Source organism: Chitinophaga sp. 9-1-y (assembly GCF_059511905.2).
In genome coordinates, this window is sequence record NZ_CM197955.1 from 895,344 (window position 1) to 921,630 (window position 26,287).

The window sequence follows — 26,287 nt, forward strand, 5'->3', positions numbered from 1 at the left end:
ATAGTTAGGTAAGGAATTTTGACTATTTTGCGCGGCGTTCTAGTGTATATATGAAGTCCATACAAAAATATCTCCCGGTATTACTCCTGTCGCTCTTGTTGCTGGCCGGTTGGCAGCAGAAATGGTGGAAAAACACCACTACGCCTCCTGCGCCCGGTAACAGGCCGGTAGTAGCCCGGGGAGCTACCAATAAACCCGCCATAGGTGGGGAAGCCATTAACAGGCATGCCCACCTGGAATATACGAAGCATGCCATTTGTCGGATGGGGTGCCGTCAGGTGACCAAAAATGAAGTGGAGGAGATCCTCCAAGGTGGCGAAATAAATACCGAAAAGTCTAACCCTGCCGATCGCCCTTGTCCTACCTATGCATTGGAAGGATACTCCAGTGAAGGGCAACACCTCCGGGTGGTATTTGCCCCCTGTGATAGCGAAAATGCTAAAGTCATTACCTGCATAGACCTGGACAAAGACTGGAGTTGCAATTGCGAATAGCTAAAAGCATAAAGCAAAAAGCTATTGCAGCGAATGATCAAAGCGTGTGTTACCCGCTTCAATAGCTTTTTGCTTTCCGCTTTCCGCTTTCTGCTTTTCCAGATTTTGTCGTAGTTTTCCACTCTAATCAAGAGGCGTTTATGAATTTTTTAATGAAACCGTTGCGTGTTATTTATGTGATATACGCCGCTGCCATCTTTTTGGGTATCATGTTTTTGATATTGCCGCCTATTTTCCTGGCGTCTTTACTGGGCAAGCAAAAAGGTGGGAATATTATTTTTTATTTTCTACGTTTCTGGGCGCACGTTTGGTTTCCAATGGTAGGTATGCCGGTAACCCGTAAATATGAATGTGAGCGTGACAATGAGCCTTGCATATTCGTAGTGAACCACCGCTCTTATCTGGATGCTGCTATTGCAGTGAAAGTAATGCGCCTCCCTTTTCGCCCATTGGGTAAGGTAGAAATGTCTAAGATTCCTTTCTTCGGATTTATTTATAAGAATTCTGTGGTACCGGTAGATCGCTCCAATGCGGCTGCCAGAGCCAGAAGCGTGCGTGAAATGATGACCGCCCTCAAAGCAGGCATTTCTATACTCGTATTCCCTGAAGGCACCACCAACGAAAGCAACCAGCCTTTGCGCCCTTTCCACAACGGGGCTTTCCGGATGGCTATTGAATTACAGATGCCTATTAAACCAGTGCTGTACCTGGATGCCGGTCATCGCTTACCGCATAAAGGCCCTATGCACCTCAACCCTGGTAAATGCCGCGTAGTATTCCTGCCGGCTATTCCTGTTAAAGGAATGACCATGGATGATATTAATACCCTCAAACAACAGGTGTTTGAGGTAATGGATAAAGAATTACGCAAGTACCACGAATACCCAACCCTGCAGCCAATAGGATGAAGTACGCAGATGTAATATTGCCATTGGCGTTACCCAGAAATTATACTTATGCGGTGCCGGAAAGCATGGAGGATGTGCTGAAACCAGGCTGCCGTGTAGCCGTACAATTGGGCAAACAAAAAAAATATGCAGGGATTGTAAAAGCGGTTCATGAGCAGGCCCCTCCTTATAAAACCAAGCCACTGCTGGATATGCTGGATGCAGATCCCGTCGTATATCCTACACAGTTAGCCTTCTGGACCTGGGTAGCTGCTTACTATATGTGCACAGAAGGAGAAGTGCTGAATGCCGCACTGCCCGCCCATCTCAAGCTTTCCAGCGAAACCTTGCTGCTGTTCAACGACGCCTACGGCGACGATTTCAGCGCATTGGACGATGATGAATACCTGGTAGCGGAAGCACTGCTGATCCGTAAAGAGCTGCGTATTGAAGAAGTTCAGCTTATTCTTGATAAATCCGAAGTATATTCTGTTATCAAAAAATTGATAGAGAAAAAAGTACTGCTGGTATATGAAGAATTAAAAGAAGTATATAAAGAGAAGAAAGAAAACTACGTGCAACTGCACGCGGAATACCAGGAAGAAGCGCAACTGGCAGCTCTCTTCAATGATATGGGCCGCGCTCCCAAACAAATGGAATTACTGCTGGCCTATCTGCATCTGCAGAAAACACAAGGCAGCGTATTGCAAAATGAATTACTCAAAAAGTCCGGCGCTACTACGGCACAACTGAAAGGACTGGTAGATAAAAATATTCTCTGGATAGAAAAACGTACGGTAGACCGTATTCCTACCGGCAAAGTAGAAACACAGATAGATTTTAATCTGAGCCCTGCGCAGGAAACCGCGTTAGCGGAAGTACATACCCACTTTAAAGATAAGCAGGTAACCCTGTTGCACGGCGTCACTTCCAGTGGTAAAACACAGGTATATGTGAAGATGATGGAAGAATGCCTGGCCAGTGGAAAACAAGTACTGTACCTGTTGCCGGAAATAGGACTAACGGCACAGATTATACGTCGTTTGCAGAAACATTTTGGCAGCAGCATTGGTATCTACCATTCCCGCTTTAATAACAATGAGCGCGTGGAGATATGGAATAAGGTAAAAACGGGCGAACTGCAAATTATACTGGGCGCGCGTTCCAGCCTGTTGTTGCCGTTTAAGGACCTGGGGCTGATTATACTGGATGAGGAACATGATGCCTCTTATAAACAACAGGATCCTGCCCCCCGTTACCACGCCCGGGACGCTGCCATTTATTACGCAGGTTTATTCAAAGCCAAAGTATTGCTGGGTTCTGCCACACCTTCCCTGGAATCGTATTATAATGCCCAACAGGGAAAATATGGCCTGGTAGAGTTGAACGAGCGCTTCGGTGGCATGGAAATGCCGGCCATAGAGATTGTGGATATCAAGAAGGAAATGGCAGAGAAAACGATGGATGGCAATTTCACCGAGGTGTTAAAAAATGCCATCTCGCAAAGTATGGCAGACGGTAAGCAGGTGATCCTGTTCCAGAACCGTCGTGGATATGCGCCTTTCCTGTTATGTACTACCTGTGGCACCATTCCGCATTGTAAGCAGTGTGATGTATCGCTTACCTATCACCGTAACCAGGATAAACTTACGTGTCACTATTGTGGTACGCGTTATCCTTATATTCATACCTGTGTGGCCTGTGGCGCACAAACGCTGGAACCTAAAAGTTTTGGTACCGAGAAAATTGAAGACGATCTGCAACAGGTATTCCCGGAGGCGCGCATTGCCCGCATGGATATGGATACCATCCGTAACAAGGATAGCCATAATAAGCTTATTCAGTTGCTGGAGGAACGCAATATTGATATACTTGTAGGCACCCAGATGGTAGTGAAGGGACTCGACTTTGAAAACGTGAACCTGGTAGGCATTCTGAGCGCAGATAATTTACTGGGATTCCCGGATTTCCGGGTGAATGAACGGGCGTTTCAACTGATGGAGCAGGTGAGTGGCCGGGCCGGCCGCAAACACGGAATGGGGAAGGTGTTGATACAAGCGAGTAATACCCGTCATCCGGTGCTGCATTATGTTATGGCGCACGACTATAAAGCGATGTATGCTGCGGAAATTGAGGAACGCCAGGCGTTCGGCTATCCGCCATTTTTCCGTTTACTGAAGTTAACCATTCGTCATAAAAATCAGCAGGTAGCAGAACAGGCAGCCATGATACTGGCCAGCTGGTTACAGCCTCATATTGGTACGCAGCTGGTAGGCCCCGCAGCGCCGCTGGTAGCCAGGGTGCGCAATAATTATTTGCAGGAGATGTTGATTAAACTCCCGCGCGACGCCCGTATGATTGCACATATCAAGCAGGTATTGCAGGAGTTTATTATCCAGCTGAAAGCGGAAAAAACATTCCGTTCTGTGGTGATTGTACCCGATGTAGATGGTGTATAAAGATGGCTAGTCTTTTTGCAGCACCAGGTTCAGTTGCTGTACCCGGGTTATTCTTTGCTGCATTTTTCCGAACAGGGTTTTCTGTGCACCATTTAAGTCAGTTTGCCGATACCATTCTACAATGAAAATGTGCAGCATATTGCCTTCCTGTTCACACCGCATTTTATAACCCAGCGCCGGTTGGGTGCCGGAATCGGTGATATCTTCCGAAAAATCCCCTTTATTCAATACTTTATATCCTTCCGGAACAGGGATGTTGACTCTTTTTTCCTGGTAGTAAGGAAAAGAAATCTGCACGGGCAGGTTACCGGGTGGCATGACGGCTTCTGTGGCTATAGTACCTCCCAACAGCTGCCCCAGGTGGATAATGACCTGTGTATTTTTATTTTCTACGAGAGATGGCGTATTCAGTGTACTGTTTACCCGCACCGGTTTATCCAACATGCGGTTATTGAACAATTCATTTTCTGTGGTTACCGAGGTAGGTTTTCTCACGCCTGGTTCAAAAGGTAAGAGCGCGTTGTATAGCCTGAACTTGCCCTCTGTATTGTTTCCTGTGGTACCAAATGCCGTTTTAATATTGGCTGCCGGATAACCGCCAAAGGATTGTTTGACCTCCCAGGTAGGTTCTGTGATAGATTTAAGGGTGGCATCCAGTGTAATATTGCTTAACGTATAAGGCGGCACGGGAGTGGTAACAAAATCAGTGAGTACTTTACTTTCCTGGCCAACCAGGGTGTCGCGGCAGCGCAGGGCAGGTATACCGGCCCATAACGACGGATAGCAGGGGAAGCGTGTATTCATTTCCGTTGGCGACAGGGCTTGTTGTACTGTAGGGAAATACAGTAATACATTGCGGGGCAGCTGCCTGTTCACCAGCTGACTATCGATTAATATGCTGTCGCGGGCAGAAGTAAAGAGCACTTGTGTAGGAATGTTCAGCATATAGTACACAGCATTCATCAGGCGGGTCATGCCTGTTTTATCAGCGCGCCTGCTTTTGAGAATGGAGATGATGTCAACGGTTTCGCCGGTTTCCACAGGAGCGGTGAGTGTAAAGTTGGTTTTTACAAACTGCTCTACCAGGTAAATCATTTGTGTAGTGGGCATCCGTTGCTGGGTGAAATTCCATTTCGGCAGTTCTTTTTCGAGTTGTTTGTATTCTGCTTTTGAGATGGCTACAAACGGGATATAGTTATCGTCTCCGAATTGTTTCCAGTTCATGCGGGTAGTGTCTTTGCCGTCTACTACCTGTTGGAGTGCAAAATCTACGCGTTGCAGTTGTGGCAGGAAATAGTAGAGATCATCGCCTTTAAGGGCTGGTACGGGCTGCATATTCAGCCAGTAATAGCGGCTGATGCCACTGGTGCTATCGGCAATAGCGGGCACCCCCGGGCTGGTTTTAAACCTGAATTCCAGCTCTTTGGGGGCTATCAGCAGAAAGCTCGCCTGGTTACCGGGAAGGGCCGATTGCAGTATTTCACTGCTGGCGTAATCGTAGGCAACTTTCACGCTTAGTTCATATTCTATTTCTGAGCCGGTTTGCAGTGCCAGGTTGTTGATGACCACTGCTCTGCGGGCGTCTGTGAGGGGCAGCATGCGTACCTGGTTATTAAGGTCGGTTACCTGTCCGTCCGGAGATATAATGCGCAGGCGCATGCCCCGCAGTTCTTCGTTGGACTCCATCGTCATAATGAGTTGGGTAAGACTGTCCGCTGCTGCCTGCGTATTGACTTTTACGCTTTTATAGATGGTTTTGTAATGTGTGTAATTATTGGCTTTATCGGCCCGGTTTACATTGAAATCCCTTACCACCCGGTAATCCAGTATCGTATAGGGATGATCGGTAGAGGCGATGGCATGTGGCGTTGGCTTTTCTTTCCATAATTCAGGAAAATAGTTGTTGACCTGTGCCTGCAGGGAACAGGGGAGCATTGCAATAGTTGCAACAGCCAGAAGAAGGACCCATTTTTTCATACCCGTTAAAGATAAGACTGAATTTTCGGATTTCATGAAGCGCCCATCGCCTGGATGGCATCAGATTCATATACACTGATGCCGGTGTGGGCCTGCTTTGTGGCTGCTATCATGGCGTTGGCGACGGTGGCTGCTTTAATACCCCGGTATTTTTTCCATCTCCCCTGTAATAAAAAATAAAAGAGCTGGATAAGTAATTTCCCCAGCCATTCGCCCAGGCGGAATTCTTTCCGGGAACCAATTAATACGGAAGGCCGGAATATAGACAGGCTGTTGAATCCAATAGCCTCCACGGCAGCCTCCATTTCGCCTTTGGTTCTCAGGTAGAAATTGCGGGACTGTGCATTGGCGCCAATCGAAGACATGATAGCCAGTTGCGACACCCCTTGTTCATGCGCTATGTTGGCGCATTTTACCGGGATGCCGTAATCTACAGCCCTGAACTTTTCCTGGCTGCCCGCTTTTTTAATAGTGGTACCGATGCAGCAAAAAAGCACATCACCCTGTAAAGCGGCGGTAAGATTTTCCGTATCATCAAAGTCTACAATAATGCTTTCCAGCCTGGGTCTTGCATGTGCCCAGGGCTGCCGAACCAATACCTTCACCTTGCTGAAGGAAGCATCCTGGAGTAAGGCTGCCACCAGGTGGGTGCCAGTTAGTCCTGTTGCTCCTATAACAATCGCCGTTTTGTTCATGAAAATGGATTATGTGATGTAGAAATTTCTAAATGATTTGCGGTTATCTTTGCTGACCATAAATTTAGGTTATTATGCAGGTATCAGAAAATGTTCTGCTCAAATCATATAATACTTTTGGTATTGATGCCAAAGCGCGTTATTTCGCGGCTTTTTCTTCTGTAGCAGCCTTGCAGGAGCTGACAGCGCAACAACGTACGCAACAGTTACCGCTGATGATACTGGGAGGAGGGAGTAATATCCTGTTTACACAGGACTTTAACGGCTGGCTGCTGAAGAATGACCTCAAAGGTATTGCCGTTGTAAAGGAAGATAGCGATTATGTATATGTAAAAGCGGGAGCCGGGGAAAACTGGCACCAGTTTGTACAACATTGTATTGGATTGAACCTGGCAGGACTGGAAAACCTGTCGCTGATACCGGGTAATGTAGGTGCCAGTCCTATGCAGAATATCGGCGCTTATGGCGTGGAAATAAAAGATGTATTCCACGAGCTGGAAGCGTTGCATCTCGAAGATAATAAGATCGTTACTTTCAATAATGCCGATTGTCATTTTGGTTATCGGGAAAGCGTTTTCAAAAAAGAATACCGGCAGCAGTTTGCCATTTTATCGGTTACTTACCGATTAAGTAAACAACCTCATTTTAATACCAGTTATGGTGCTATTAATGAAGAGCTGCAACGGATGAACGTAGCTGATTTGTCGATACAGGCTATCAGCCAGGCGGTGATTAATATCCGGTCGTCTAAATTGCCAGATCCCGCTAAGATTGGCAATGCGGGCAGCTTCTTTAAAAACCCGACCATCAGCAAAGAACAGTACACTGCGTTGCATGAAATTTTCCCACAGCTGGTGGCTTACCCGGTAGCAGGTGAGCAGTTCAAGCTGGCAGCAGGCTGGCTGATAGAGCAATGTGGCTGGAAAGGTTATCGTAAAGGTGATGCCGGTGTACACGCCAAACAGGCGCTGGTACTGGTAAACTACGGACATGCCAAAGGCAGCGAGATCTACGATTTATCCCAGGAAGTATTGGATAGTGTGAAAGAGAAATTTGGGGTAGCGTTGGAAAGAGAAGTGAATATTGTATAGAAAATTACGAATTACGAATTACGAATTACGGATTTGTGGGGAGATGATAGCGGATATTCTTCGCGTTTACTATCTCCCCATAAATTCGTAATTCGTAATTCGTAATTCGTAATTCGTAATTCGTAATTCGTAATTCGTAATTCGTAATTTTGATGTTGCCTCCCGTCCCCATTAATAAAAATTTCTTGTATTATTGTGCTGAACTGCATTCCTACCTGATATGCCTGATGCTGAATTATGGACACTGTTGAAGACCGGTGAGATCACCGGGTTGGAAGGATTATACAGGGAATATTTTCCGGTTTTGTCTAATTATGGGCTGAAGTTTACACTGGATAAGTCTTTCATAGAAGAAAGCATCAATGATCTTTTTTTGAAGTTGTGGCGCAACCGGGAATCTATCAACACACCGCAGGTGGCCAAACACTATTTGCTATTGTCTTTCCGTCGTATGTTGACGCGGAAATTATCTTACAGTCCTTCCCGCCAGGAGGAATCCATATCAGCAGAATATGTTCCTTTCAATTTGGAGCTAACCTACGAACACCCGCTCATTCGGGCCGAGAGAGCCAGCGAGTTAAAAAACAAAGTAGATAAGTTATTAGATACCCTTACCAACAGGCAACGGGAGGCCATTTTCCTGAAGTTTTACGAAGACCTCTCTTACGAGGAAATTGGGGATATTCTTGAAATAAACACCACCGCTACCTATAAGCTCATCTACCGGGCGCTGGAGCGCCTGCGCGAGCAATTAGGAGGGTTTTCACTACTTGTATTTTTGCTGCTGCTTCAGCGCCGGTAAAAAAAATAAAAATATTTTTTTGAAAATGGGGTAATTCCGGAATTACCCTGCGTCTGTATTTGTAAACCTGCGGATAGCCGCGTATGAATAGAGCAAAAGATTTTGAGAATTATCTGTCGGAAGACTTCCTGTTGGATGAATATTTCATTCAATGGGTAAAATATCCCGGTGCGGAAACGAATGCTTACTGGGAGAAAGTAATGACTGATTTCCCCGCTGCTGTAGCGAAGATGGAGGAAGCGCGGGAAATGGTGTATGCTTTATCTACGTCTGCTATTCAGCGAAACGAAAGCGCTATACCCGAAAATTGGGGAAAGTTACTCGTGGAAATTGCCAGGGAGCCAACCGCACGCGTATTTTATTTGCAGCGGAAATGGTGGGCAGTGGCCGCTACCATCTTGCTATTGATGGTATCCGGTGTTGCCTGGTTTATGACTTCTTCCGTCAGTATTCGAACGGGGTATGGAGAAACCAGGCAAATCATCCTGCCGGACCATTCCCTGGTAATACTGAACGCCAATACAACCGTAACGTATGCACGCTCCTGGTATTTCACCCACAAACGGAATATTGAGATGCAGGGAGAGGCCTTCTTTGATGTAAAACACCAGGGAGATACTTTTCGCGTAATGGCTGGTAACGCTATGGTAACGGTGCTGGGAACCGCCTTTAATGTACATGCCCGCAATGGAACATTGTCTGTGGTACTCCAAAGAGGCCGGGTACGTATTGATCGTTTCAATGCGCCACAGCAACCGGTTTTTCTGCAGCCTGGAGAAGGCTGGAACAATACCGCAAAGAACAATGTGCCCACAAAGGTGGATACACTCGCGGTTACCGCCTGGACAAGACATGAACTGTTATTAAATGGTACCAAAATAAAAGAGATCATTCACATTTTAGAAGAGCGCTATGGGTATACTATCATGACGAAAGATTCGTCCATCCTTGACAGGAAAATTGAGGGCAGGATTCCTATGCAGGGAGAGAAAGATTTATTATTCGTTTTATCCAGGATACTGGACGTAAATATCAACCAACATCAGGATACTCTTTTTATTACCAATAAGGAGTAGGCCTCATTTACCAACCAAAAAATCAATCAGTTTATGAACAGAGTGCTGAAGATCATTCAGACGGTGACCATGGCATGCCTGTTAATGGCCGGCTCACAGCGTATCGCTGCCCAGGCCAGAAACATGCCTGTTACCGCTGCATTAAAGCAGATTACAAAAACCTTCGGTACCAGCTTTGTTTTTGAAAACAGTTTGCTGGAAGATATCACTGTTAGCTTTGACCCGGCTACGCTTTCCGGGAAGTCTGTGGAAGTGGCGTTAAAGGAATTATTATATCCGAAAGGGTTGATATTCCTGTTTGTCAATGACAACACCTACACCATTATCCGGGATGTGCGCAAGAAAAACGCGCTTACAGGCAATGTAACCGGAACCATTGAGCAGAAAGCTCTTTCCGGTACTATTACTGATGAAAATAATCGCCCCCTGCCAGGTGTTACCGTGAAAAATCTAAGTAATAAAGAAGGGACCCTGACCGATGGTAATGGCTATTATGCGCTGAAATATGCCCATTCCGGCGATATGCTCGCATGCACGTTTGTGGGCTACAAAACCCAGAACCAGGTGGTGTCTGCCAGCCCACGCCTTAATATCAGTATGTATCCCGCCAATATCCAGTTGTCCGCCGTAGAGGTATCTACCGGTTACCAAACCATCGCCAAAGAAAGGGCTACAGGCTCCTTCTCGCAGATTAAAGACCAGGATATGGAGAAGAAGGTGACCGTGAATGTAGCCGATAAAATGGAAGGACTTGTTAGCGGATTATTGGTAACTGCCAATCCGCCGGATGCCAGCGGACGCCCTACTACCAAAACATCGCTCACCATCCGTGGGCGTAATACCCTGCGCGCACAACAGGATCCGCTGATTGTTATTGATGGTTTCCCTTATGAAGGCGACCTTGCTATGCTGAACCCGGAAGATATTTCCAGGATCACCTTCCTCAAAGATGCAGCGGCAGCTTCTATTTGGGGAGTAAGAGCCGCTAATGGCGTCGTGGTCATCGAAATGAAAAAAGGAAAGAATCAACGGGGACAGATTAACTTCTCTACTAATTATACCATTGGCGGCAGGCCAGACCTGGGATACCGCCCTGTGGCCAATAGCGCCGACTACCTCAATTTTGAGCAGGAAGCGGTGAATAAGTCGCTGCTACCAGATCCCACCGGGAGAACATTACCTGCTACCTCCGCCGGCGCTGATATCTTTTTCCGCTTTAAACGCGGTGAAATTACCGCTGCGCAAAGAGATGCGCTGGTTGCACAGTTGGCCTCCCACGACTTTAAATCCCAGTACAATAAATACCTCCTCCAACAGCAACAAATAAAGCAATACAATCTCTCTTTTGCTGGTGGTAGTGAGGTGGCCAAATACTTTATCTCTGGTTCTTACAGCGATGAATTACCGGTAGCAAAGGGCAACCGTAATCAACGTGTCACGCTTAATTCCGGCAATACCTTTCAGCTTACCAAAAAGCTGGAAGCCAATATAGGTTTCATGATCGTAATGACTACCAACAAAAATAACGGATTGGGACTTCGGCCACTGGAGCCAGGCACCAGCACCCTGTTGCCTTACGACCGGATTGTGGACGACAATGGCGCTCCTATGCAGTATGCACGGGCCTTCAACAGGCGTACACTGGACTCCCTGGAGAAAATGGGCTACCAGCCATGGAAATACAATTATATCGATGAACTGGCCAATGCGGATAACACTTCCCGGACTAATCTTTATCGTTTCAATGGAGGTGTCAATTACAAGATACTGCCTGGCCTGAGCGCTGCTATCAGCGGACTGTATGAGAAGTCTTTCTCCCGTAACAGGAATTATTATAACCCTAACACCTATACGAGCAGAAGCGCGGTGAACAATGCCACCTCTGTGCAAGCGGGCAAACTGGTATACGGACTGCCCAAAGGGGGCATACTGGATTTTTCCAACGCAGAAATGGAACACTACGATGTTCGCGGGCAGTTGAACCTGAATAAATCACTTGGTGCCAATCACAGAATTGATGCCGTAGGAGGTGGAGAAATCAGGCAGGTATGGTCAACAGGCGCCAGCAGCCGGTTGTATGGTTATGATGATCAAACCCTGACTTCCAGCCTGGTGAATTATGACCTGTATTACAAAACCGCCGTTACCAATTATCAGAATAAACCATCCAATCCAAATACTTTATCAGATGCGCGCGACCGGTATCTTTCCTGGTATACCAATGCGAACTATACTTACAAAGAGAAATATGTGCTGTCCGGAAGTGCCAGGCTGGATGACTCCAATTTGTTTGGCGCCAGTAAGAAATACAGGGCCACACCGTTATGGTCGATAGGAGGTATGTGGAAATTGGGAGAAGAAAATTTCCTGCATATTCCTGTGATGAACAGGCTGAATCTTCGCGCTACCTATGGCGTGAACGGAAATGTGGATAAAACCACCAGTCCTTACCTGATAGCGACTATTCCTTCTTCTATTGGTTATTATAACGGGTTGCCATATGCTAATATCAGTAACCCGGCCAATCCACTACTACGTTGGGAAAAAACAAAAACCCTGAATTTCGGATTAGATGCTTCCTTCTGGAATAGCCGGCTGGAAATGAGTGTGGACGCATATTTTAAAAGATGTTACGACTTGCTGGGCCCAGCCGAATTTAATCCAACGTACGGTTTTACCACGCTGATTGTAAATACGGCAAAAGTGGATAACCGCGGGGTAGATCTCAATGTTACTGCTGATGTTATCCGGACCAGGGCCTTCAACTGGAAATCTACATTGAACCTGAGTTATAATGTGAATAAGGTAGCCTCTTCCAACTTGCAAAGAGAATTGGTAACCTATTATGTTAACAGTAGCGCTGGTTCCAACCCGGTAAAAGGGAAGCCTATTGAGGCGGTATACAGTTATCGTTTTGGTGGTCTTGACAGCGTAGGCCGGCCAACGGTATTGAATGGAGCAGGTAAAAGAATGCTGACGGAAGATGACATCTCTGCAGATCTCTCTACGATTACTTATAGCGGTAGTACAGTGCCTAAGTATTTTGGTGGCTGGACCAATACCTTCCGGTATAAACAGCTGGAACTCTCTGCACTGGTGACTTTCAAGTTAGGGTATATATTCCGCAGACCAAGTGTTTCATATTTCAGTTATTCCACACAGAAATCTATTCACAAAGATGTGGCCTTAAGATGGAGACAACCGGGTGATGAAAGTAAAACGATTGTACCAGTAATGCCTTCCACAGGTGTGAATTACTCCGACCAGTGGTATTCATTGTCTGATCAGCTGATTGAGAGTGGATCACATATCCGGCTAAGAGAGATTTCGGTATCGTATGATCTTCCACAGCAACTCCTGCGCAGTATACATCTGCAAAGATTATCCTTACTCGCTTATGGCAGAAACCTGGCATTATGGACTAAAAACAAAGAGGGTATTGATCCAGATTATGTTCCTTCCGCCTATTACAGTATGCTGCCTCCTGCCAGGTCATTTGCTATTGGTTTACGTACAACATTTTAACATATTAAAGAACGTTTCATGAAATATATACACTTATGCCGGATTGCTTTGGCTATCATTGTGCTAAGCAGCTGTGGACGTGATTACCTGGATATAAAACCCAAGGGTAAGGTGATACCTTCTGTTTACAAAGATTTTCGGCTGCTGCTCAATGACGCCTATACTTTACCTACTTCTTACGGTTCCGATGAATGGATAACGGATGATGTGGAATTCTATGACCCTATAGGATTAACTTACCTGGGCAACAGTACCTTCAAACTGCATACCTGGCAGAATAATGTGTATGTGAGCAGTGATGAAGATGATATGTGGAATGACCTGTATAAACAGGTATACCTGGCCAATGTTGTATTGGAAGGCATGAAAACTGTGACAGATGGATCCGCAACAGAACGTAACCAGGTAATGGGAGAAGCATTGGTACACCGGGCGTTTGCTTATTTCTCTCTCGTAAATCTTTATGGCGCGCAATATGATGCCACCACTGCGACCAAAGCTCTGGGAGTGCCGTTGTTATTGGCTCCTACTACTGATCAAAAATTAAACAGGGCTTCTGTTCAGGCAATATATGACCAGGTATTTACAGATCTTAACCTGGCAGTTACGCTGTTGGGCAATACCAGTACCAGTTACTTTGAACCTTCCCTGGCATCTGCCTACGCAGTGCTGGCACGGGCTGCACTAGCTGCCGGTAAATACCAGGACGCTCTGGCAGCGGCTAATGGCTCCCTGGCTATCAGGAATAAACTAACAGACTATAACCAGTTTGCAAATGACCACTCTTCATTTCCCATCAACAGTGCCAATCCCGAAACATTATTGATGAAACTGGCAGATAATTCCTACAGCTGGTTTTCTGTCAGCAAGGATCTGCAAACCGCGTTTAAAGATTCACTGCATGACCTGCGCTACCAGATACTTTTTACTTCTACTACCGATCCAATGAGAGGATACCTGTATTACAATGGTGAGTTTTTATCGTTCGATAGCAGGAACCTGGGCCCAACTGTAGCAGAAATGTACCTGGTAAAAGCAGAGTGTGAAGCCAGAGCAGGCGATGCCACTACCGCCATGAATGATATGAATGCAGTACGGCAGGCGCGTATTCTCAAAGCATCATATCAGCCTGTTACTGCTACTTCTGCAGAAGATGCGCTGGTGAAAGTACTGGAAGAAAGAAGAAGAGAACTATGTTTCCGTGGAATGCGATTGTTTGACCTGAAACGATTGAACAAAGATCCGAAATTTGCTAAAACGCTGCATCATAGCTACAATGGAAAGCAATACGACATACAGCCCAATTCCCCTATGTACCTGTTACCTATTGCACCAAAGCTGCGCCAGCTGAACCCGGAAATTGAGCTTAACGAACATTTATAACCAACCATTTACAACCGGGCCTGCTGCTATGCAGCAGGCCCAATAATACAACGCTTATGTATACACGCATATTAAGTTTGCTATTGCTCTTGGCTGTGTTTAAAGTAAATGCACAGGACAAAGGCATTCACTTCGAACATGGACTCAGTTGGAAAGAAATCAAAGCCAAAGCAAAGCAGGAAAATAAGTTCATTTTCGTGGACTGCTATACCACCTGGTGCGGGCCTTGTAAATGGATGAGTAAAGAGATCTTTCCACTTGAACCAGTGGGAACATTCTTTAACGACAAATTCATCAGTGTGAAAGCGCAGATGGATAAAACAGGTAAGGACGATGAAGCGGTAAAGCAATGGTATGCAGATGCAGACGCCATGGCCCATGATTATAAAATCATGGCTTATCCTACGTTTTTATATTTTTCTCCCGCAGGAGAACTGGTGCACATCAAAGTAGGTGGTGATACAACGGATGCTTTTATTGCTGCTTCTGCCCAGGCGCTTCAACCAGAAACCCAGTACTATACTAAAATGGCCGCCGCATTAAAGGGGGCAGGCAATGATACAGCAGTACTGCGTGGTCTGGCATTGGAAGCTAAACGAAATTATGACGGACAATACGCCAGCATTTTTTCCTGCCGTTATTTACAGGCGTTACCTACCATATATACCACTGGTACCATTCAATTTATAGAAGCATTTACCAGGAGTAGCGCCGATACCGGCTTTGTGCTCTTTAGAAAGAATAGAGTCCGGATTAATAAACTGATGGGAGATCGTTATGCAGATGCTAAACTGGAACAGATTATTATGTCGGAAGAAATCTATTCAAAGATGCAGGATGGAAAGATGCCAGATCTTCCTGCGGTTAAGCGTATACTTCAACAAAAGTACCCGGATTTTGCTGCGCTGGCGTATGGGAAATTTGAGTTGCAGTGCTATTTGCAGAACAAAGAATATGACAAATTTATTCCTGCGGTAAAAGCATTTGTAAGGGATCATCAGTCGGAAATCAATGCTACTGAAATGAGTAGATATGCTCACGCGATGGGTGTACGCCCATCCGATACCGCTTCCTTGCAGCTTGGGCTTAAATGGATCGATGTACTTTTACAGAAAGATGCGACGCCTGATTGTATGACTACCAAAGCCAGCCTGCTGTATAAATTAGGAAAAACATCGGATGCTATTGCATTGCAGCAAGCGGCCATTGATAAGTATGGTAACACATCTGACAACAAATACCTGGTTACATACGAGGAAAAGGTGCTGGAGAAAATGAAGAAAGGAGAAACAATCAGGTAGATATAAAGTAGTGCATAAAGCATAAAGCCGAAAGCAAAAAGCTATTGAAGCGAATGATCAAAATGTATAGGTCATTTGCTTCAATAGCTTTTTGCTTTTTGCTTTCGGCTTTATGCTTTACGCTCTCCCTTTTATATCCGCTATAATTTTCCCTGCATGTTCTCTTGAATTTTCAATGAACCAGATGTGGGTATTCATGCCGCCACAAACCACGCCGGCAAGGTAAATGCGGGGCATGTTTGTTTCCATGGTGATGGGATTATACGCGGGTATTTTCAATCCATCATCGGACAACACGATGCCTGCTTTTTCGAGGAAGTGAAAGTTAGGCTGGTAGCCAGTCATCGCGATCACGAAATCATTCGGAATGGTGATGGTACCATCTGGTGTGGCAATATCTACTTCCTGCTCGCGGATAGCCTGCAGGGAGGAATGAAAATAAGCTTTGATAGCACCTTCTTTAATTCGATTTTCAATATCAGGTTTCACCCAATATTTTACACGGGAGCCAATTTCAGATTGCCGGATCACCATGGTAACGTTAGCGCCTTTGCGGTAGGTTTCCAATGCCGCATCCACCGCGGAGTTATGGGCACCTACTACTACCACGTGCTGTGTGGCATAGAAGTGTGGATCTTTGTAGTAGTGGGTTACTTTGGGCAAATTTTCGCCCGGTATATTCATGAGATTAGGAATATCATAAAAGCCGGTGGCGATGATGATGTGCCGGCCATGATAAGTAGCTTTGCTGGTTGTTACCGTATAGGCGCCGGCGTTAGGTATTATTTGTGTTACCTCTTCAAACAACCGGATGTTCAGGTGGTGGGAGGTAGCTACCCTGCGGTAGTATTCCAGTGCTTCCGGCCGGGTGGGTTTAGGGTTGATGGATACAAAAGGAACATTCCCAATTTCCAGTCTTTCAGAAGTAGAAAAGAAGGTCATGTATAACGGGTAGTTATAGAGAGAATTTGTTACACAGCCTTTTTCTATGATGAGATAGTTAAGCCCGGCTTTCTTAGCTTCCAGTGCGCAGGCGAGGCCAATGGGGCCTCCGCCGATAATCAACACGTCAAACGCAGCATTCATACAATCAGATTTTTAAAGCGCGGCCATATAATCCAGCAGCTGATACATGATATTATTATTTTGAGTCAGCAGATTTTCATGCTGATATATTTTCTCTTCACTTTGAATAAAAGGTCCGCCGGCGGCAATGGTGGCTGCACCGAATTGGACCATCTCCCGCAAACTGGTGGGCGTGAGTTCCATATGAAACTGGAGGCCGATGACACGATCTCCGTAGATGAACGCCTGGTGGCTGGTGGCCGCCGATGCGGCGAAGCGGGTAGCGCCTGCCGGTACATCAAAGGTATCGCCGTGATAGTGAAAGGTGTTGAAATGTTGCGGGAGCACGGCTTGTAAGGGGGCCGCCTTATCCTGGAAGCTGAGATCCAGGGGATACCAGCCCAGTTCTGTTTGCGTATGTGGGTATACGTTAGCGCCGAGTGCTGCTGCCACCAGCTGCGAGCCCAGGCAAATGCCCAGTACTTTTTTGCCTTGTTGAATAGCTTCTTTTATGAGCGCAATTTCCCCGGGCATCCAGGCATATTGATCCTGTTCGTATACGCCCATGGGGCCGCCCATAATGATGAGCCAATCAGCGTTAGCCAGTGCAGTCGTGTCGGTGTTTTCGTACCAGCGGGTATGGGTGACCGTATGATTTTCTTTGGCCGCCCAGTTGGCAATGCAGCTTAATCCTTCGAAAGGTACATGTTGGAAGTAGTGAATATGCATATGCGATGGGTAAAATGAAGTACCGAAGATACGCCTGCTATTTCACTTCTGCTCTTATTACCCTTAAATATTCATGGCCTTTCATGTGAGCGCTTTTGTTGCCGAAGTATTGCTGGCGGTAGTCTGCGGCGCCACCATCATAGCGAACAATGAGTTGGTGTGCTTCCAGGTAATCGCGTAGTACTTTCGGATCCATACCGAAATCCCAGTTTTCACCGGCGCGACGGAGTAAGCGATTTACTTTGTCAGCACCATAAAATGTGGCAGGATTTTCCAGCACCGCTTTATCTACATAGCTCAGGATGATTTGTGTACCCGGATTGAACTCCCTTACATGGTGAAAGATAGTTTCACCCAAACGGGCTTCCAGTTCTGTAGTAAGGGCTTCCCAGATAAACAATGTTTTATAATGCTTGCGGTAGAATAATTGGGGAATCACATCGGAGATCTGTTGTGTATTCATATCCAGCTGTACATAATCAATCGGTACTTGCGGCAAACCTTTGATAGTGGCCAGCTGTGTGCGTTTGCGATGTTGTAACACCGGGTGATCCAGTTCTACATAATGTAATGGCATCCCGATATTCAGGCGATGTGCCCTGGTATCGTAAGAGGCATTCAGGATAATGACCTGGTTAATGCCATCATTCCTAACGGCATCCGTAATCATGTCGTCAATTAACTTGGTTCTGGCCACGCCGGAGGTGAAGGTACCAGGCCAACGAAACTGTATGCCGGCGATGATCAGTTTTCTGAATAAGGAAATACTGCAACAGGCCAGCAAAAGCTGGTAGAATTTAGACAGGAATACGGCTGCAAACGGATCCTGGAACAAGCGTTCCTTTTCCGGTTTGGTACTTTCAAGGGCACGGAATGCAGCCATGTAAGTGCCCGATTTGGTGGCAGGTAAACGGCTCATGAATTAGTAATACTCATACACGTTATTGTATACCTTTTTAGACGGCTATTTTGGTTGTGTCCATGATCAAATATATGTAAAAATGAGAATTACATTATCAGGGTTTTTCCCCGGTATGCTATACCAGTGCACAAATAGCTACCAGTGCCACCACACTGATAAATACCCATAATAACACGCCTTGCAGCAAGGGTTTGCGGCCAATGCCCCGTAAAGATTCCCGGCTAAGATTGGTACCAATCAGGAAGAGCGTTAAGGATAAACCTGTTTTGGCACTATGTACCATAAAAGGACCTATTTCCTGTACCCAGGGCACCCATGTGTTGAGTAGCATCGCCAGCACAAAGATGGCAATGAACCAGGGAATTTTGATTTTACCGGTATCCGTTTTAAAGAGCAGGGTGGTGATAAATGCCACGGGAATAATCCACAGTGCACGGGATAGCTTCACGGTAGTGGCTATTTGCAGGGCTTCTTCCCCGTATTTGTTGGCAGCACCTACTACAGAGCTGGTATCATGGATGGCGATGGCGCACCATAACCCAAATTGTTGCTGGGATAAATGGAACAGGTGACCAATAGCAGGGAATATGAACAGGGCGAGCGCATTGAGTAAAAAGATGATACCAAGGGCTACAGACACCTGTTTTTCGCCAGCTTTCATCACCGGGGCAATTGCCGCGATGGCACTACCACCGCAGATAGCGGTACCGCAGGAAATGAGGTGGGACGTTTTTTTATCGATGCCCAGCAGTTTTCCCAACAAGGCACCCATGAACAGTGTGGCGGCAATAGCCGTGATGGTAAAGAGCAAGCCGGATTTACCGGCTTGTAAGGCACTGTGGATATTCATACCAAACCCCATTCCTATGATAGACAGTTGTAACAGCCAGTGGGTGATACGCGGTGTAGCCACGGGAAATGGGTTGCCGGTAGTTTGTGCCAGGGCAAAGCCCAGGAGCAGCGCTACCGGTGGTTGTACGACAGGCAGCAGGGTAATGGCCGCTGCCGCCAGGAATATTATCCTGCAAGTGTTTTCGGGTAACCAGGCGCCAGCTATTTTCTCTTGTTGCATACACGAAACATTTGTAATGAGACACAAAGTTCCGTACCAGCGGGGCCGAAGTCAAATGGTGATTAGTGATATCAGATAACTAAAAGTTATGAGCTTAATCAACGGAGAGAATGAACTTGTTGAATTTTCCGGCAAAATCTTCTTTGAGCATTTTGTCGATGCCATTGAGGTAGCTCACGGTAAATCCGCGTTGGAGGCGACGTGTGGTACTGCCATCCAATTGCAGTGGGCGGGCATGGAGTACGCCAATGAGTTGTTTTCCCTGGAAGATGAGTGCCAGCCGGTACAGTGGACTGGGATCATCAATACCACTTTCGTAGTTGAAGTAGAGTATATAGGGTTTCAGTGTAGTTTCTTCTTCCAGCTTAAAGCTGTGGATAAAGGGTTGCAGGTCGTCTGTGCTCCGGCCGGCATGTTGTTTCAGGTAACTGCTGAGTGCTGTTTCGATAATAGAGCCATTCCGGATGTTTTTCTTCTCCGTATAGCCGTTAATGGTAGCCCACATTTTTTCGCCATTGGTAGACACGGGTAGTTTGATATCGCGTTGTAATACGCCGGCGGCTACGCCGTTTACTTTTATTTTCTGGCCTTTGCGGAAAAGGGGTTTGCTGAATTCTTCCTTTGTGATGTCAAAATCGAGGCTCACCGGGTACCAGTCTTTTTTTACGGGGGCGCAGCGCAGGGGAATGTAATCTACCAGCGATACAATGGGATCTCCATTGGGATTGTTATATATGACGGCGTTGCCGCTGATTCTTTCACCTATAATGGGCGCCATGGCGCCGGCCAGTTTAGGGGTATTGTTTTTCCTGGGGGTGCTTTTACCAGTACCGGTGGTGGTATTTTCTTCGTTATCGTATTTGTTATGCGTATCCTTCAGGTGGCACGATGCCAATAATACTGCCAATGCCAGGCAGGACAGATGTTTGTTGAGATGCATATGGTAAAATTACTGTTTATGGGCTGGAAGTGACTCTGGCTTCCGGCCGTTGAGCATCCGCGCAAAGATTGGGCCTAGAATTCGGCGTATATAACGGTATCGGCTATTTGAAGGCGGTGAATTTGTTTCATGCTGGAAAACGGATCCAGCGGAGACCAGTCCTGGCTGGTATATAGTTGGACTTTTTTACCTTTTATTTCCTGTTCCAGTGTATGTAGGGAGATACCGGGATGGGTTTTATGGGAGATGTAATAAATTTTAGGGTCGTTCTCCAGGTGAATAATGATGCCAGGAGGGCCACTTTTCAATTCCTGTACAATACCACTGGTGGGTATACAGTTCTTTTTACTGGCTTTACGGGCAGATGGAATACCGGAAATGAGCAATACCAGTATTAAAGCGGCTACGAGCAACAGTGCTGCGATACCTTTTTTGTTGGTTTGTTTATTCATGATCCGTTGGCGTAAATAGGTTAGGTACAGTTCAGTTAATTTACGAAAATCTGTATAAAATCAGGCTGCATTCTTCTCGCAGTGATTTACAAAAAAAAGGGTGCCTTGCTGGAAGACACCCTTATATATAAAAATTTTATGTTTATTTTTTCCCGTTGGTGTCTGATTCTTCTTCCCAATCATCGTTTTCATCCCATTGATCGTCATCGTCTTCCCAATCTTCTTCCTCCTCTTCAATGAGCAGGCTTTGTTCAGAACCAGGTTCTATGTCATTGTCGCGCCAGTGTGCTACAATTTCATCTGCTTTCTTTTGGATAGGAGCGAAGTCGCCTACGGGATTGTCTTCAAATGTTATTTCCACGTCGGGCATGCCTTTAATGGCGTTAAAGCAGTCCTGCAGCACAGAGATGTTGGCCGGAGCATTGCGTAATGCGCTGTAAGACAAGCGGATGGCATCGAAAGGGCCGCTGTTATGAAATACTTCTTCCCCGTTAAGCATGGGGAAAAGCCATACTAATACATCGTCACCAGTATCTTCGCTGTTGAGGATACCAAAAAAGTCATCGAGTTGCTCGAAACCCAATGGCGCCAGTTGGGCAAAAAGTTTGTTCCTGGGCGGAAATTTAGGATGCTCTTCTCCTGTAATCAAGAATAATTCACCGAATCTTGGCTTTTCTTTGGCGAACCTAAAGTCAATGAGGATATCGTTTTCCATTGATGGCTATTCTATTTTCTACTGTAATTTAATAGTTTAATTGGAAGGTATTGAAAAAAACTTCTACTGGATAACGGTTATGGTGATGGTGTTGCTCATGGTTATATTAAAAAAAACGAGTTTTGTCTTGTTCAGGATTAACCTGATTATACGGATTATTATTTTTTAATCTTAAAGACCATCAAAACAAAATCAGTATAATCAGTTTAATCCTGAACAAGACAAAACTCGCAAAAAAAAATTATTCTACATAAAGTGATAACGTACGAATGCTTCCATAGCTGCGTATTTCTGTAAGCCTAAGCGGTCGTAGAGATCAGCGGTATTGGCGTTACGGTCTTCCGCACGTTGCCAGAATTCGCGTAAATCGGTACCCTGGAAAGGCACTACGTCTTTCTGACTCTGGTGGATGAAGATACCGAGGCGTTTCTGCATTACCTGGTCAGGACTCATAGGCACTGCCATTTCAATTTCGTGGATATCCCACTCCTGCCATGCACCTTTGTACAGCCATACCCAGCAATCTTTCGCCCAATCTTCTGTTTTTACGATATCGAGTGCGGCGAAAATAATGTCCAGGCATACTTTGTGGGTACCATGTGGATCGGCGAGATCACCCGCGCAGAAGATCTGTTGTGGTTTCAGTTTGCGGAGTAATTCCACCGTCAGGGCTACATCTTCAGGACCCATTGGTTTCTTTTCCACCAGGCCGGTTTCATAGAAAGGCAGGTTCATGAAGTGTGCGTTATCTTCCACGCCTACATAGCGGCAGGTAGCTTTCGCTTCGCAACGACGGATCAGGCCTTTAATGGCGCGGATTTCCGGTGTATCTTTCTGGCTTGGTTTCTTGGTGCGGATAAACGCTTTCGCCTCGTCCAGGATCATAGAGCTTTTGCTCTTATCGATGTCGAACATACCTTCAAATCCTACGGCGAAATCGATGAAACGCAGGAGGAATTCGTCAGTAACGGCAATGTTGCCGGAGGTTTGGTAGGCTACGTGTACATCATGGCCTTGTTCGTGCAGGCGGATGAAGGTACCACCCATAGAGATGATATCATCGTCCGGGTGCGGAGAGAAGATCAGCGCACGTTTTTTAGCTGGTTCAGCGCGTTCCGGATGGTTGGGTAACTGTGGACCAGGTTTTCCACCAGGCCAGCCGGTGATGGTGTCGCGGATAGCATTAAATTCTTTGATATTGAGCTCATAAGCAGAACCATACTGTACGATCAGGTCGTTCAAACCATTTTCGTTATAGTCTTTATCTGTGAGCATCAGGATAGGCTTGTTCAGCTTCAGTGCGAGGCTGGTTACCGCTTTACGGGTCAAACCGGGGGTCCATTCGCAATCGCCGGTCAGCCATGGTTCGTTGAAGCGGGTGAGGTCGGCCGCTGCCTGCTCATCAATGATGAATTTGCAGTTAGGATGCTGTTGCAGCAGGGAAGCAGGTACCTGGTCGGTGCTGTGACCTTCTACAGAGCGGCGTACAATTTTGGATTTATGAGAGCCCCAGGCCATCAGCACAATGCGTTTTGCCTTGAAAATGCTGCTCAGACCCATGGTGATCGCTAAACGAGGCACCTGGCTCATATTAGGGAACTCGTATGCATTGGCTAAGCGGGTGCTGTTATCCAGTGTAACGAGACGGGTGTGTGAGTTGATGTTGGCACCTGGTTCGTTGAAACCAATGTGGCCGTTGTTACCGATACCCAGGATCTGGAGATCAATACCACCTAATGCGTCAATACGTTTGTCGTAGTCTTCGCAATATTTTTTAATCTGATCTTTTGGAATAGTACCATCCGGAATAAAGAACTGTCCTTCCGGAATGTCGATATGATTGAACAGGTGTTCTTTCATAAAGCGGTTATAGCTCTGTAAAGCATCTGGCTCTATCGGATAATATTCATCCAGGTTAAATGTAATTACATTTTTGAAGCTCAACCCTTCTTCTTTGTGCAAACGTACCAGTTCTGCATAGAGATATTTAGGTGTAGACCCGGTGGCCATTCCTAAAATACATTTTTGACCGGCAGCCTCTTTTTCGCGAATTAACGCGGCAATTTCCTGCGCCACTGCTTTGGAACCCTCTTTGGCAGAAGGGTGTATCTCCACAGCGATTTGTTCAAAGCTGTCGATCAGTTCAATTTCCTGATGATTAATCGTCATTTGTAAACGTTTTTGATTAGATGCGGTTTAAAAACGAGCCGGAAAATTAAAGAATTTACTGCTAATGAGCATTATTATTTAGCAATATTTAAATTATATTTCTTTAGCTTGTAGTGAACCTTTTAATATTGGATCTCGTTAATATGTTTAGCATACAGCGGCTGAAGGCCGTATTACATATTTTGGTGTAGGAGTCATAAGATGAAAACCGTCCGTGCAATTGCGCGAACGGTTTTCTGATTTTTAATCAATTATGAACTCGTCAGCAAACAACCATGCTCCATTGCCTGCTCCTTCTGCACCAGCTGGAATTTTACCAAAGTTCTGCATCTGCACTTTTACAAAACGACCACGTACCTGTTGCAGTTTGCCACGTACTTTGTTAATGCCGGCTTGCGTAAAGGTGGTTTGCTTGTATACTTCTTTATAGGTTTTGCCATCATCAGATACCGAAAATACCACCTGTTTGGGCGGATAAATCCAGTCGCCTTTTGCGTTGATAGTATTGATGCCTACTACGTGAATATCCTGGATGCTGTCCAGTTCTAACACCGCTTCCATATTGGTGCCTTTAAAGCCAAACCACTGACCATCATCGTCATAGGATGCCAAACCTTCTATCCCGTCTACCATGGCGAAATTGCTGGCAGGGCGGTGACTTTTATCTGCTTCAGTAGCCAGGGTTACTTTTTTAGCCATCCCCTTATGGAAGATAAATGTCTGGCTAAATTCATTGCCAAATGGTTTACCGTCTGAAAATACCTGTGCACGAATAGTGCCTGCCTTGCTGATGGAAACAGGCTGCGTGTAAGGAGTCGCCTGAGGGGTAGGAGCAGTACTATCGGTGGTGAAAAATATTTTACCACCTTCCAGCTGGCTGCTGAAGGTTACCTGTACGCCGCCTTTACCATTATCAGTTACGGCGCCTTTTACTTCAAATACGTGTTTGGCGTAGTTTACTTTCTTCAGTTCCAGGCGTTTTACGTGTACTTTCAGGCGTTCGGTAAAGTTGTCGTAATTACGCTTATCCTTTGGAGACCACAGTACTTCCGACAGGGCGCAGGCACGCGGATATACCATGTATTCCATGTAATCGTTGTTGCCAATGTATTCAGACCAGAGATTGGCCTGTGCTCCCTTGATATATTTAGCCTGATCCGCATTCAGCTCAGCAGGTACCGGCTCATAACTGTATACTTTGTTAACCGGCAGGAATCCGCCAATGGCCAGTGGTTCATTGGGGCTTTTGGACTGGTAGTGGTCAAAGTAGCAGAATTCACCCGGTGTCATGATCACATCATGTTTTTGCTGTGCTGCGGTAATGCCGCCTTCAATACCTCTCCAGCTCATGACGGTGGCGTTAGGAGCCAGGCCACCTTCCAGGATCTCGTCCCAGCCAATGATCTGACGGCCTTTGCTGTTCAGGTATTTTTCCATGCGTTGCACAAAATAGCTTTGCAGCGCGTGTTCATCTTTCAGGCCTTCTTTCTTCATGCGGGCCTGGCATTTAGGGCATTTCTGCCAACGTACTTTCGGACATTCATCACCGCCGATGTGAATGTATTTGCTAGGGAACAGTGGTAATACTTCATCCAGCACATCTTGCAGGAAAAGAAATACGCTGTCGTTCCCTGCGCAATATACATCGTCGTATACGCCCCAGTGGGTGCCGGTTTCGTAAGGACCGCCGGTGCAACCCAGGTTAGGGAAGGCGGCCAGTGCGGCCAGCGCATGACCTGGCATTTCAATTTCAGGAATAACCGTTACAAAGTGATCCGCTGCGTACTGTACCACTTCTTTTATTTGTTCCTGTGTATAATAGCCTCCATAAGGCTTGCCGTCGTACTTGTTATCTGCATAACGGCCAGCCATGGTTTCTTTCCTTTTGGAAGATATTTCCTGCAGGCGCGGGTATTTCTTGATTTCAATGCGCCAGCCCTGGTCATCTGTCAGATGCCAGTGGAAGGTGTTCATTTTGTGTAATGCCAGCAGATCGATGTACTTCTTCACAAATTCTACAGAGAAAAAGTGACGGCTTACATCGAGGTGTAAGCCACGGTAAGCGAAGCGGGGAGCATCGGTAATGCTTACACCCGGGATATACAGGGCATTGGCTTTTTCTACGGGCAGCAGCTGAATCAGCGTCTGTACGCCATAGAAGGTGCCACTGTTGCTGTTACCATTGATGGTCACAGTATTGTGATCGCTATTCAGCGTATAACCTTCTACGTTAGTAGTGTCTTTGCCGGTATGTAATACAATGGCATTTTTATCGCCCTGGTCTTTGATGGCGAGTTCATAGCCGGTTAATTCTTTCAGCCATGCGTTAAACAGGGCGGCTGTTTTTTTATCGCTTTCATTGGTGGCAACGATCACCGTTTGCTTATCCAATAAAAAGGAATCTGCTTTTTCGCTGATGCTGGCAGGCATAGGAATGATGCTCACTTTGCCTTTGGGAGCAGACGTCTGCTGGGTGCCGGAGCACCCCCACAGTGCTGCTGCGGTTACTAAGCACAGGAGCGTTTTTTTCATT

At 46.1% G+C, this 26,287-nt stretch carries 20 protein-coding genes; 9 read left to right on the forward strand and 11 right to left on the reverse strand.

Going from position 1 to position 26,287, the window contains the following annotated elements:
* Positions 1-50: 50 nt before the first annotated feature.
* The 3 genes from AC5ZC7_RS03570 (at position 51) to priA (ending at position 3,840) form a co-directional block, all read left to right on the forward strand.
* Positions 51-494: a DUF4258 domain-containing protein gene (locus tag AC5ZC7_RS03570; RefSeq protein WP_496162084.1), complete on the forward strand. Its 444-nt coding sequence runs from the start codon at positions 51-53 to the stop codon at positions 492-494.
* Positions 495-634: 140 nt separating this feature from the next.
* Positions 635-1,402: a 1-acyl-sn-glycerol-3-phosphate acyltransferase gene (locus AC5ZC7_RS03575; RefSeq protein WP_496162083.1), complete on the forward strand. Its 768-nt coding sequence runs from the start codon at positions 635-637 to the stop codon at positions 1,400-1,402.
* Positions 1,399-3,840, forward strand: coding sequence for a replication restart helicase PriA (gene priA, locus AC5ZC7_RS03580; RefSeq protein WP_496162082.1), 2,442 nt, complete (start codon positions 1,399-1,401; stop codon positions 3,838-3,840). The genes AC5ZC7_RS03575 and priA overlap by 4 nt, the downstream gene beginning before the upstream one ends.
* A gap of 6 nt (positions 3,841-3,846) precedes the next feature.
* Here priA and AC5ZC7_RS03585 read toward each other — a convergent pair whose 3' ends face one another.
* Positions 3,847-5,817 carry a DUF3857 domain-containing protein gene (locus AC5ZC7_RS03585; RefSeq protein ID WP_496162081.1) on the reverse strand — a complete coding sequence of 657 codons (1,971 nt, stop codon included), beginning with the start codon at positions 5,815-5,817 and terminating at the stop codon, positions 3,847-3,849.
* A gap of 32 nt (positions 5,818-5,849) precedes the next feature.
* Positions 5,850-6,512, reverse strand: coding sequence for an NAD(P)H-binding protein (locus tag AC5ZC7_RS03590; RefSeq protein ID WP_496162080.1), 663 nt, complete (start codon positions 6,510-6,512; stop codon positions 5,850-5,852).
* Positions 6,513-6,586: 74 nt separating this feature from the next.
* On the opposite strand from AC5ZC7_RS03590, the gene murB reads away from it, so the two are divergent.
* The 6 genes from murB (at position 6,587) to AC5ZC7_RS03620 (ending at position 15,690) form a co-directional block, all read left to right on the forward strand.
* Positions 6,587-7,603, forward strand: a complete 1,017-nt coding sequence (murB, locus tag AC5ZC7_RS03595; protein WP_496162079.1) for a UDP-N-acetylmuramate dehydrogenase — start codon at positions 6,587-6,589, stop codon at positions 7,601-7,603.
* 220 nt (positions 7,604-7,823) lie between these two features.
* A complete protein-coding gene (locus AC5ZC7_RS03600; protein WP_496162078.1) occupies positions 7,824-8,405 on the forward strand; it encodes a sigma-70 family RNA polymerase sigma factor in 582 nt (193 codons plus the stop codon).
* 83 nt (positions 8,406-8,488) lie between these two features.
* Positions 8,489-9,481 carry a FecR domain-containing protein gene (locus AC5ZC7_RS03605; RefSeq protein ID WP_496162077.1) on the forward strand — a complete coding sequence of 331 codons (993 nt, stop codon included), beginning with the start codon at positions 8,489-8,491 and terminating at the stop codon, positions 9,479-9,481.
* Positions 9,482-9,514: 33 nt separating this feature from the next.
* A complete protein-coding gene (locus tag AC5ZC7_RS03610) occupies positions 9,515-13,006 on the forward strand; it encodes a SusC/RagA family TonB-linked outer membrane protein (protein ID WP_496162076.1) in 3,492 nt (1,163 codons plus the stop codon).
* Positions 13,007-13,024: 18 nt separating this feature from the next.
* A complete protein-coding gene (locus tag AC5ZC7_RS03615) occupies positions 13,025-14,389 on the forward strand; it encodes a RagB/SusD family nutrient uptake outer membrane protein (RefSeq protein WP_496162075.1) in 1,365 nt (454 codons plus the stop codon).
* A gap of 56 nt (positions 14,390-14,445) precedes the next feature.
* Positions 14,446-15,690, forward strand: a complete 1,245-nt coding sequence (locus tag AC5ZC7_RS03620; protein ID WP_496162074.1) for a thioredoxin fold domain-containing protein — start codon at positions 14,446-14,448, stop codon at positions 15,688-15,690.
* Positions 15,691-15,807: 117 nt separating this feature from the next.
* Here AC5ZC7_RS03620 and AC5ZC7_RS03625 read toward each other — a convergent pair whose 3' ends face one another.
* The 9 genes from AC5ZC7_RS03625 to AC5ZC7_RS03665 all read right to left on the reverse strand — a co-directional run bounded on the left by AC5ZC7_RS03625 (position 15,808) and on the right by AC5ZC7_RS03665 (position 26,286).
* Positions 15,808-16,776: a YpdA family putative bacillithiol disulfide reductase gene (locus AC5ZC7_RS03625; RefSeq protein WP_496162073.1), complete on the reverse strand. Its 969-nt coding sequence runs from the start codon at positions 16,774-16,776 to the stop codon at positions 15,808-15,810.
* 12 nt (positions 16,777-16,788) lie between these two features.
* Positions 16,789-17,484, reverse strand: coding sequence for a glutamine amidotransferase-related protein (locus AC5ZC7_RS03630; protein WP_496162072.1), 696 nt, complete (start codon positions 17,482-17,484; stop codon positions 16,789-16,791).
* A gap of 37 nt (positions 17,485-17,521) precedes the next feature.
* A complete protein-coding gene (locus AC5ZC7_RS03635) occupies positions 17,522-18,403 on the reverse strand; it encodes an SAM-dependent methyltransferase (RefSeq protein WP_496162071.1) in 882 nt (293 codons plus the stop codon).
* Positions 18,404-18,521: 118 nt separating this feature from the next.
* Positions 18,522-19,478 (reverse strand): putative sulfate exporter family transporter, encoded by a 957-nt coding sequence (locus AC5ZC7_RS03640; protein WP_496162070.1) that lies wholly within the window; start codon positions 19,476-19,478, stop codon positions 18,522-18,524.
* 94 nt (positions 19,479-19,572) lie between these two features.
* On the reverse strand, positions 19,573-20,418 hold the full coding sequence (locus AC5ZC7_RS03645; protein WP_496162069.1) for a hypothetical protein: 846 nt from the start codon (positions 20,416-20,418) through the stop codon (positions 19,573-19,575).
* 74 nt (positions 20,419-20,492) lie between these two features.
* Positions 20,493-20,870 carry a hypothetical protein gene (locus AC5ZC7_RS03650; protein WP_496162068.1) on the reverse strand — a complete coding sequence of 126 codons (378 nt, stop codon included), beginning with the start codon at positions 20,868-20,870 and terminating at the stop codon, positions 20,493-20,495.
* A gap of 142 nt (positions 20,871-21,012) precedes the next feature.
* Positions 21,013-21,585: a hypothetical protein gene (locus tag AC5ZC7_RS03655; protein WP_496162067.1), complete on the reverse strand. Its 573-nt coding sequence runs from the start codon at positions 21,583-21,585 to the stop codon at positions 21,013-21,015.
* Positions 21,586-21,831: 246 nt separating this feature from the next.
* Positions 21,832-23,754, reverse strand: a complete 1,923-nt coding sequence (nagB, locus tag AC5ZC7_RS03660) for a glucosamine-6-phosphate deaminase (protein WP_511911379.1) — start codon at positions 23,752-23,754, stop codon at positions 21,832-21,834.
* A 243-nt stretch (positions 23,755-23,997) separates the two neighbouring features.
* On the reverse strand, positions 23,998-26,286 hold the full coding sequence (locus tag AC5ZC7_RS03665; RefSeq protein WP_496162066.1) for a family 20 glycosylhydrolase: 2,289 nt from the start codon (positions 26,284-26,286) through the stop codon (positions 23,998-24,000).
* Between the last annotated feature and the right edge of the window lies 1 nt (position 26,287).

Coding starts and splice junctions, on each gene's coding strand:
- AC5ZC7_RS03570 (WP_496162084.1), top strand. CDS start 51: ATGAAGTCCATACAAAAATATCTCCCGGTATTACTCCTGTCGCTCTTG.
- AC5ZC7_RS03575 (WP_496162083.1), top strand. CDS start 635: ATGAATTTTTTAATGAAACCGTTGCGTGTTATTTATGTGATATACGCC.
- priA (WP_496162082.1), top strand. CDS start 1,399: ATGAAGTACGCAGATGTAATATTGCCATTGGCGTTACCCAGAAATTAT.
- AC5ZC7_RS03585 (WP_496162081.1), bottom strand. CDS start 5,817: ATGAAAAAATGGGTCCTTCTTCTGGCTGTTGCAACTATTGCAATGCTC.
- AC5ZC7_RS03590 (WP_496162080.1), bottom strand. CDS start 6,512: ATGAACAAAACGGCGATTGTTATAGGAGCAACAGGACTAACTGGCACC.
- murB (WP_496162079.1), top strand. CDS start 6,587: ATGCAGGTATCAGAAAATGTTCTGCTCAAATCATATAATACTTTTGGT.
- AC5ZC7_RS03600 (WP_496162078.1), top strand. CDS start 7,824: ATGCCTGATGCTGAATTATGGACACTGTTGAAGACCGGTGAGATCACC.
- AC5ZC7_RS03605 (WP_496162077.1), top strand. CDS start 8,489: ATGAATAGAGCAAAAGATTTTGAGAATTATCTGTCGGAAGACTTCCTG.
- AC5ZC7_RS03610 (WP_496162076.1), top strand. CDS start 9,515: ATGAACAGAGTGCTGAAGATCATTCAGACGGTGACCATGGCATGCCTG.
- AC5ZC7_RS03615 (WP_496162075.1), top strand. CDS start 13,025: ATGAAATATATACACTTATGCCGGATTGCTTTGGCTATCATTGTGCTA.
- AC5ZC7_RS03620 (WP_496162074.1), top strand. CDS start 14,446: ATGTATACACGCATATTAAGTTTGCTATTGCTCTTGGCTGTGTTTAAA.
- AC5ZC7_RS03625 (WP_496162073.1), bottom strand. CDS start 16,776: ATGAATGCTGCGTTTGACGTGTTGATTATCGGCGGAGGCCCCATTGGC.
- AC5ZC7_RS03630 (WP_496162072.1), bottom strand. CDS start 17,484: ATGCATATTCACTACTTCCAACATGTACCTTTCGAAGGATTAAGCTGC.
- AC5ZC7_RS03635 (WP_496162071.1), bottom strand. CDS start 18,403: ATGAGCCGTTTACCTGCCACCAAATCGGGCACTTACATGGCTGCATTC.
- AC5ZC7_RS03640 (WP_496162070.1), bottom strand. CDS start 19,478: ATGCAACAAGAGAAAATAGCTGGCGCCTGGTTACCCGAAAACACTTGC.
- AC5ZC7_RS03645 (WP_496162069.1), bottom strand. CDS start 20,418: ATGCATCTCAACAAACATCTGTCCTGCCTGGCATTGGCAGTATTATTG.
- AC5ZC7_RS03650 (WP_496162068.1), bottom strand. CDS start 20,870: ATGAATAAACAAACCAACAAAAAAGGTATCGCAGCACTGTTGCTCGTA.
- AC5ZC7_RS03655 (WP_496162067.1), bottom strand. CDS start 21,585: ATGGAAAACGATATCCTCATTGACTTTAGGTTCGCCAAAGAAAAGCCA.
- nagB (WP_511911379.1), bottom strand. CDS start 23,754: ATGACGATTAATCATCAGGAAATTGAACTGATCGACAGCTTTGAACAA.
- AC5ZC7_RS03665 (WP_496162066.1), bottom strand. CDS start 26,286: ATGAAAAAAACGCTCCTGTGCTTAGTAACCGCAGCAGCACTGTGGGGG.